A 5,493-nucleotide genomic window follows, 5' to 3' on the forward strand; every position below is an offset into this window, starting at 1 on the left:
GGTGCGGCTGGAGGACTGGCCGGTGATGCCGGTGCAGTACGTCGGCTTCCTGCTCCAGCCCTTCGGCTTCTTCGACGCCAACCCGGCGCTCGACGTCCCGCCGCAGCACCTCGTCAACCCCAACGGCCACGGGGGCCACTGCGGGACGTAGGGGGCGAGTGCGTATTGCGTAGAGCGTGCTGCGAGATCCGTGCTCCGTGTTCGGTCATCCGTGCCACGGACCGCGCGGTACGGTCTCCGGTTAGGGGAAGGGTAGGCCCGGACGGAGGCGTCCCTGTTTGGGCCGGTTGCGGCGGGGCGGAGGGATTTGGCCTCGCTACCCTCTCACGCACCACGTGCAGCCCGTCATTGACGAGTCGAGGGATAGAGACGACGGGCGCTGTTCGACGGTTTGAGAACTCTTGTCATTATCGAACCAGTGTTCTATCATCGGGGCTAGGTGAGGGAGTGAACAGGAGCGCGCCAATGGACCCACGGCTGATCGCCCTGGAATTGTTTCTCACTGAGTTGGATATCCCAGTGAAGATCAACAGCTTAGGCGACCGGAAGCGTGTTCAGAAGGCTGTCTATCTCGGGCAGCTCACGGGCGTCGATCTGGGGTACCGGTTCGGCTGGTATCTGATGGGCCCTTACAGCCCAGCGCTAACTAGAGATTATTACGCGCTCGCCGAGTCTCTGGAATCGGACGAATCAGAGCTCGCAGGCAAACGCCTACATCCCTCTGTTAGCCAGCGTCTCAGACGAATTCGGCAGCTTCTTGATGTGCCTTCAGAAATACCACTCCTCCAAGAGGACTGGCTAGAACTGCTAGCCTCATACCACTTCCTGCGGCATGTACGTGGGCTGTCGCATGATGACGCAGCGCTCCAGCTTAATCTGCACAAGCCTCATCTCGCTAAGTACACGGACGCCGCTGCTGACAGCTTATATGAGTTCCGACTTCTGTCGGGCAGGTAGATGAATGCGTCGATCGTGAAGCGCGTATCTGATCCAGTCCATGGCTCGATAGGGCTGACTGATCTAGAAACGCGCGTGATAGAAACACGAGCTTTCCAGCGCTTGAGATATGTAAAACACCTAGGTCTTGTCTATCTTGTGTTCCCCGGAGCCGACTTTTCGCGATTCTCCCATTCGCTCGGCACGTGTCACGTTATGGGAAGGCTTCTCGATGCGCTTTTCCGTAGCGGGCTCTCTCTGAAGTGCTGGGATAGACAGAGATTCCGACTTGCCGCTCTCTTACACGATATCGGACATTACCCCTTCTCCCACGCGATGGAGGATGCGGTTTCGAATCATTACACCGGACGATACGTCGTGGCCGACGGAGAAGACCGCCCACTGAACCTGGAGCAGGAACGGCCTTTTAATCACGAGCGAGCTGGTAAGGAGGTTCTCCTCGGAGATGAGGAGCTGCGCTCCATCCTGAAGGAGGAGGGATATGACCCGGAAGACATATCCTCTATCTTCATGCGGGAAGAGCATGAGCCGAACCAGCGGCGCTTGGCCAGCCTCTTGAGCTCCGATCTCGATGCAGATCGAATCGACTACTTGTTGCGAACAGCGCATCACACGGGCCTACCGTACGGTGCGGTTGACTTGGACTATATACTCAGTCAACTGCTGGTCGATGCTGATGGTCGTATCTGCCTCTCTCGCAAAGCCCTCCGCGCAGTAGATCATTTTCTGCTAAGTAGATACTTCGACTATCTCCAAGTAGCGTATCATAAGACAGTAGTCGCGTTTGAGCTCCTGCTGAAGGACGTACTTGCAGCGCTTCTTCGGAATGGATTGATCGAGTGTTCCGCCGGATGGGTGGGGCAGGCGATCAGAAACGGGGAATGGTCGTCGTTCGACGATACATATGTGTGGGGAAAGATACGCGAACTGTCGCTCACGGCGTCCGACGAGGTGGATAAGCTGAAGGCTAAGGCAATTCTTGATCGCCGGCCTCCCAAGCTCGTATGGGCGTCGGAGTTCCTTGGTAGCCGTGATGATCATGGAGAGCATTTCAAGCTGCAGGGCAAGATGGTCCGTTCTGTGATTAGTGATCTAGCGAAGCAGTTTGATGTTCCACGATCACGATGGCTAGAATGGGAAGCTGATCTCAAGCTAACCAAGATGGGTCCCCATATGTCTGTTTCTAAGGCTGTGCACCTTGAAGAGGATGACGAGGACGGACTTGAGCAAACGGTCCATATCCTAGATACGCAAGGGAGCGCATCTCAACCAATTGTGAGTGTGAGGCAGTCATTGATGAACATCCTTGCTAACTACGTCTTATATGCGCGCCGCATCTATGTGATTCTCCCCGAAGGCGAGGAAGGCCGATACGAGGAGATCAAATCAGCGGCGCAAGAGCACCTTGGCTGAGGTCCCCTCATTCTCAGGGCAGTGAGTCCGGCCAGCCGATGCCTGTAGCATGCCGTAGCAACTGAGCAGCCGCGGAAGAACCGTCCAACGAATATTTTAGGCTGAATGTTGTCTTCGCTGCCTAGTCCCCCACGTCCGTTCGCCAGAGGGATTCGGCGGCTTCGAGCCACTCGCGAGTTTCGCCGGTGGCGACGAAGGGGATCTGGCGGAGGCCGCCGATGCGGAGGGCGCCGGCTAGGAACATCGCGGCACGCATCTCGGCCGTGAAGGTGTCCAGCCAGGCGGTCAGGGTGTCCTCGCTGGCTGCCGGTGGGGTCAGGGCGATGAGATCGGCGCCGAGCGCGATCGCCTTGGCTGCGTCCAGGCCGGTCTCGACCGCGCCATCGCTGATGACCGGCGCGCCGACGGAGCGGAGCATGCGGATGGCCGCGACGGTGGGAATGCCCCACCCGGCGAAGACAGTGGCGAGTGTGCGGGGTTGCGCCTGCTCCGGGGATGGCGTGCCGCTCCCGCCGGCTGTCGGGATTGGGCCTGTGCCCGCCACGAGCAGGCCCGCCACGCCGCGCTCGACCAGCCCGCGGGCCGTGTGACGCGCGAGCCCGGAGGCACAACGTACCAGCACCGGCAGTCGTAGCCGCCGGATCAGTGCTGCGATCGCGTCCAGCGCGCCGGTGGCGTCCGGTGTGGCGTTGCCCGCGAGGGCTGCCTGGTCGAAGTCCAGCCGGACGATCAGGCCGCTGAGGCCAGCCTGGTGGGTCGCCTCAGCCAGGCGGTCCAGGTCGCGGGCGGGCTGATCCGGCTGCGGCACCAGTGTGGTGGCGGGGATCTCGCCCAGGAGGATGGTGTCGGGTGCGCGAAGGCGGAGCCCCTGCAGCGATGCGGGCAGCGCCGGGTCGGTCGCGAGCGCGCCGACATCGCCGATGCTCAGCGGCAGGCTGCGCGACTGGGCCAGCGCTGCCACCGGTCCCAGTGCCTCGCTGGACTGCGGCTCGAGCAGGAGCACCGGCAGGCTGATCTCCCGGCCCAGGAAGCGGACACTCGTGTCCACATTGGCCAGGGCGATCTCCGGCAGCGGGTTGGGCAGTAGCGTCAGAGCACTCCACACCGGGGACGGCGCGGGCGTAGGGTCAGGTGCGGCCCTCGGAGTGGGTGCCGCCTTGGGCGCTGACGTGGCGTCCTCGGCGAGCTGGCCGCGCCTGCGGCCGGATCGGACCGTCACCCGGCATCCCTCCTATTCGTGCGTGCCGGCCTGCTCCGCCTCCTGGGCGGTTACGGTCAGTTGTACGCTATCGGTCGTGACCGACTCAACCCAGTCGGCTGGGATCCGGACGTCGTGGTGGAAAATGAAGCCGGCCTTGACCACGAAGCCGACGACGTTGCCGTCCTCATCATAGACGATCTCGTCCACTGTGCCGATCTTGGTTCCGTCGCGGTCCACCACGCTGGTGCCCTCGTCGATCAGCACTGAGTCGGAGCTCAGGTTCGACTCCGTCTCGACCACCGGCGGGTCGAGCGGGGCGGCCTCCATTATCCCGGCGTGCGGGTCGTACCCCAGCCCGAAGGAGCCCGCAGCGGGGTAGAGGATCGCCCCTTCGATCGCCTGCCCACTCACCCAGGCATGTGGCAACCAGGCCAGATCCTCCTCCTCGGGGATGATGAAGTTCGCCTCGTAGAACTCCGGGAACTGGTCGACCATCTCGGACGACACGTTCAGGTGCACCGTCCCGTCCGGATCGACCCGGTCGATCACCGGGCGGTCGATGATGCGGTCCTTGGTCAGGAGTGTGCCCTGGCGGACGATGAACTGCTGGAGCTCCTTCGTCTTTGGGTCGAACACGATCCGGTCCACGGTGCCGACGCGCTTGCCGTCGGCGGCAACAACCGGTTTACCCAGGTCGAGGTGGGTGCGCTCCATCGGCGATCTCCTTTCGCGTGGCGAGGCGCTGGTGCTGTTGGCCGCCGGAACGCAAGCCGAGTGCCAGAGCGGTGTGCGCATGCGTGATCCGGGTGGAATGCGGCGGGGCGCACGGCTGTTGGGGAGCGATGATGGGCCGCGCTCGGCGGCCCGGCCTCTGTCGTGCGAGACTTTGCGCACGCCGTGGCGTTCCGGCTTCGGCTGCTCCGTGCTTCGTCGAGGAGTTGCACCATGACGTCCACCGCGCCCGATCCTTCCACCGCGACGATCGACCCTGGGACGGAGGTCGGCTTGCTCGCGCTCACCGTAGCCGACCTTGAGCGGTCGCTTGTGTTCTACACGGCGGCGATCGGCCTGGCGGTGCTCGAGCGCTCCGACGGCGCCGCGACGCTCGGCGTGGCTGGGCGACCGATCCTGCTGCTGCGGGAGCAGCCGGGCGCCGAGCCGTGGCCCCGCGGCGCGCGCAGCTATACGGGGCTCTACCACTTCGCCATCCTCCTGCCGACCCGCGCCGACCTGGGACGCTGGCTGCGTAACTGGCTCGAACTGGGCTTCCCGTTGCCCGGCCAGGGGGACCACCTGGTCAGCGAGGCCCTCTACCTCGAAGACCCGGACGGGCACGGGATCGAGATGTACCGCGACCGGCCGCGCGAGGAGTGGCAGTGGTCGGACGGCCAGGTCCAGATGGCGACGCTGCCGGTTGATATCCGCGGGCTGCTACGGGATGCCGAGGAGGCGGGCCGGCCGTGGTCGGGCCTGCCCGAGGGAACCCGCCTGGGGCATATGCACCTGCAGGTGCGCGATATCCGGCAGTCGGCCGACTTCTACCACGGCGTCCTCGGCTTCGACATCGTGGCGCACATGCCGTCGGCGCTCTTTGTGTCGGCGGGCGGCTACCATCACCACATCGGCATGAATGTCTGGCACTCTCGCGGCGCGGGGCCGGCGCCGGAGGAGTTCGTGCGGCTGCGTTACTTCACGGTCGATCTCCCCAGCCGCGACGCGCTCCAGGCCGTCGTCGCGCGCATCGACGCCGCCGGAATCGCCTACCGGCAGGCCGGTGATCGTGTCGTCGTGCAAGATCCGTCTGGGAACACGCTGGTGCTCCAGTCCGGCCATGCGCTGAGGGTCGCGGACGCGGCGGCGATCGAGGGGAGTGTCTGAGCCAGGGTGCGTCATACGGCATACGTCCCCCTCACCCCCGGCCC

Annotated in this window: 6 protein-coding genes; 4 read left to right on the plus strand and 2 right to left on the minus strand. The window is 63.9% G+C overall.

Going from position 1 to position 5,493, the window contains the following annotated elements; translation table 11 throughout:
• The 3 genes from IRZ30_RS15215 to IRZ30_RS15225 all read left to right on the plus strand — a co-directional run.
• The coding region (locus tag IRZ30_RS15215; protein WP_366945365.1) for a hypothetical protein at window positions 1–151 on the plus strand (151 nt) is incomplete at its 5' end.
• Window positions 152–465: 314 nt separating this feature from the next.
• A complete protein-coding gene (locus tag IRZ30_RS15220; protein WP_294086360.1) occupies window positions 466–957 on the plus strand; it encodes a hypothetical protein in 492 nt (163 codons plus the stop codon).
• Window positions 958–2,370, plus strand: coding sequence for an HD domain-containing protein (locus IRZ30_RS15225; RefSeq protein ID WP_294086361.1), 1,413 nt, complete (start codon window positions 958–960; stop codon window positions 2,368–2,370). It abuts the gene before it with no gap.
• Window positions 2,371–2,491: 121 nt separating this feature from the next.
• Here IRZ30_RS15225 and IRZ30_RS15230 read toward each other — a convergent pair whose 3' ends face one another.
• Window positions 2,492–3,589: an alpha-hydroxy-acid oxidizing protein gene (locus IRZ30_RS15230; protein WP_294086362.1), complete on the minus strand. Its 1,098-nt coding sequence runs from the start codon at window positions 3,587–3,589 to the stop codon at window positions 2,492–2,494.
• 12 nt (window positions 3,590–3,601) lie between these two features.
• Complete coding sequence (locus tag IRZ30_RS15235; RefSeq protein ID WP_294086363.1) at window positions 3,602–4,285, minus strand: PRC-barrel domain-containing protein; 684 nt, start codon at window positions 4,283–4,285, stop codon at window positions 3,602–3,604.
• 231 nt (window positions 4,286–4,516) lie between these two features.
• Here IRZ30_RS15235 and IRZ30_RS15240 point away from each other — a divergent pair, with 231 nt between their 5' ends.
• A complete protein-coding gene (locus IRZ30_RS15240) occupies window positions 4,517–5,449 on the plus strand; it encodes a VOC family protein (RefSeq protein WP_294086365.1) in 933 nt (310 codons plus the stop codon).
• Window positions 5,450–5,493: the final 44 nt, after the last annotated feature.

This window comes from Sphaerobacter sp. (assembly GCF_019683595.1).
Taxonomy (GTDB): Bacteria; Chloroflexota; Chloroflexia; order Thermomicrobiales; family Thermomicrobiaceae; genus Sphaerobacter.